This is a genomic window from Cellulomonas sp. P5_C6 (assembly GCF_054049635.1).
Map to the genome: position 1 here is coordinate 1 of NZ_JBFULZ010000330.1, position 2,067 is coordinate 2,067.

2 protein-coding genes are annotated in these 2,067 nt (G+C 71.6%); both read left to right on the forward strand.

The genetic code is table 11. The features are described 5' to 3' along the window. The first annotated feature begins 75 nt into the window (after window positions 1-75). A complete protein-coding gene (locus tag ACXJKG_RS20805; protein WP_456847622.1) occupies window positions 76-1,275 on the forward strand; it encodes a phosphoglycerate kinase in 1,200 nt (399 codons plus the stop codon). A gap of 2 nt (window positions 1,276-1,277) precedes the next feature. Further along, window positions 1,278-2,067 (forward strand): triose-phosphate isomerase (gene tpiA, locus ACXJKG_RS20810; protein ID WP_456847623.1); only part of this gene is annotated, 790 nt, incomplete at its 3' end.

A 2,067-nucleotide genomic window follows, 5' to 3' on the forward strand; every position in this document is an offset into this window, starting at 1 on the left:
GCCCCGGCCCTTGCGGCCCCGGCGCACGCGGACGCTGCCGTGTCCGGCCCTGCTCGAGTCAAGGGAAGAAGACGCATGAAGACCATCGAGGACCTCGGCGACCTGCGCGGCAAGCGCGTGCTGGTCCGCTCCGACTTCAACGTGCCGCTCGACGGCACGACCATCACCGACGACGGCCGCGTGCGCGCGGCCCTCCCGACGCTCGAGGCGCTGCTCGCCGCCGGCGCGCGGGTCGTCGTCATGGCCCACCTCGGCCGCCCGAAGGGTGCGCCGGAGGACAAGTACTCGCTCAAGCCCGTCGCGGTCCGGCTGTCCGAGCTGCTCGGCAAGCCCGTGCTCCTGGCGGACGACGTCGTCGGCGACTCGGCCAAGAGCACCGTCGCGGCCCTGCAGGACGGCGAGATCGCCCTGCTCGAGAACATCCGGTTCGACCCGCGCGAGACGTCCAAGGTCGACGCCGAGCGTGCCGAGCTGGCCGGTGAGCTGGCGTCGCTGGCCGACGTGTTCGTGTCGGACGGCTTCGGCGTCGTGCACCGCAAGCAGGCGTCGGTCTACGACGTCGCGCTGGTGCTCCCGCACGCGGTCGGCAAGCTCGTCCTCAAGGAGGTCGCGTCGCTGCGCAAGGCGACCGACGACCCCGCGCGGCCCTACGTGGTCGTCCTCGGCGGCTCGAAGGTGTCGGACAAGCTCGGCGTCATCGCCAACCTGCTGACCAAGGCGGACCGCCTGCTCATCGGCGGCGGCATGCTCTTCACGTTCCTGGCGGCCAAGGGCTACCCGGTCGGCAATTCGCTGCTCGAGGCCGACCAGATCGACACCGTCAAGGGCTACCTGGCGCAGGCCGAGGCCGCCGGCGTCGAGATCGTGCTGCCGACCGACATCGTCGTCGCCGACGAGTTCAAGGCCGACAGCCCGGCGCGCGTCGTCCCCGCCGACGCGATCCCGGACGGCAAGATCGGGCTCGACATCGGCCCCGACTCGAGCGCGCTCTTCGCGAGCAAGATCGTCGACGCCAAGACGGTCGTCTGGAACGGCCCCGCCGGCGTGTTCGAGTTCGAGGCGTTCTCGGGCGGCACCCGTGCCGTCGCGCAGGCGCTCGTGGACGCGGGCACCAACGGCGGCTTCACCATCGTCGGCGGTGGCGACTCCGCCGCGGCCGTGCGCACGCTCGGCTTCGACGAGGCCGGGTTCGGACACATCTCGACCGGTGGTGGCGCGAGCCTCGAGTTCCTCGAGGGCAAGACGCTCCCCGGCATCGCGGTTCTGGAGGACTGATCGTGGCGACTCGCACCCCGCTGATGGCGGGCAACTGGAAGATGAACCTGGACCACCACCAGGCCACGCACACCGTGCAGAAGCTCGCGTGGACGCTCAAGGACGCCCGCCACGACTTCGGCAAGGTCGAGGTCTGCGTGCTGCCGCCGTTCACCGACCTGCGCAGCGTGCAGACGCTCGTGGACGCCGACAAGCTCGAGCTGGTCTACGGCGCGCAGGACGTCTCGGCGCACGCGTCGGGCGCGTACACCGGGGAGATCTCGCCGGCGTTCCTGGCCAAGCTCGGCGTCACCTACGTCGCGATCGGGCACTCCGAGCGCCGCGAGTACCACAACGAGTCGGACGAGCTCATCAACGCGAAGGTCAAGTCCGCGCTCGGCGCCGGCCTGATCCCGATCCTGTGCGTCGGCGAGGTGCTCGAGGTCCGCAAGGCCGGCGAGCACGTGCCGCACACCCTCGCGCAGCTGGACGGCGCCCTGGCCGGTCTCACGGCCGAGCAGGTCGCCACCCTCGTCGTGGCATACGAGCCCGTCTGGGCCATCGGCACCGGCGAGACGGCGACGCCCGAGGACGCCCAGGAGCTGGCCGCGGCGATCCGCACGCGCATCGGCGAGCTGTACGACGCCGCGACGGCCGACGCGGTCCGCGTGCTCTACGGCGGCTCCGTGAAGTCGTCGAACGTCGCCTCGATCATGGCCAAGCCCGACGTCGACGGCGCGCTCGTCGGCGGCGCGAGCCTGGACCCCGAGGAGTTCGCCGCGATCGCGCGCTACCAGTCGCACGCCGTCGGTC

Bases quoted from the DNA above. Each gene is read 5' to 3' on its own strand.
- ACXJKG_RS20805 (WP_456847622.1), top strand. From the start codon at position 76: ATGAAGACCATCGAGGACCTCGGCGACCTGCGCGGCAAGCGCGTGCTG.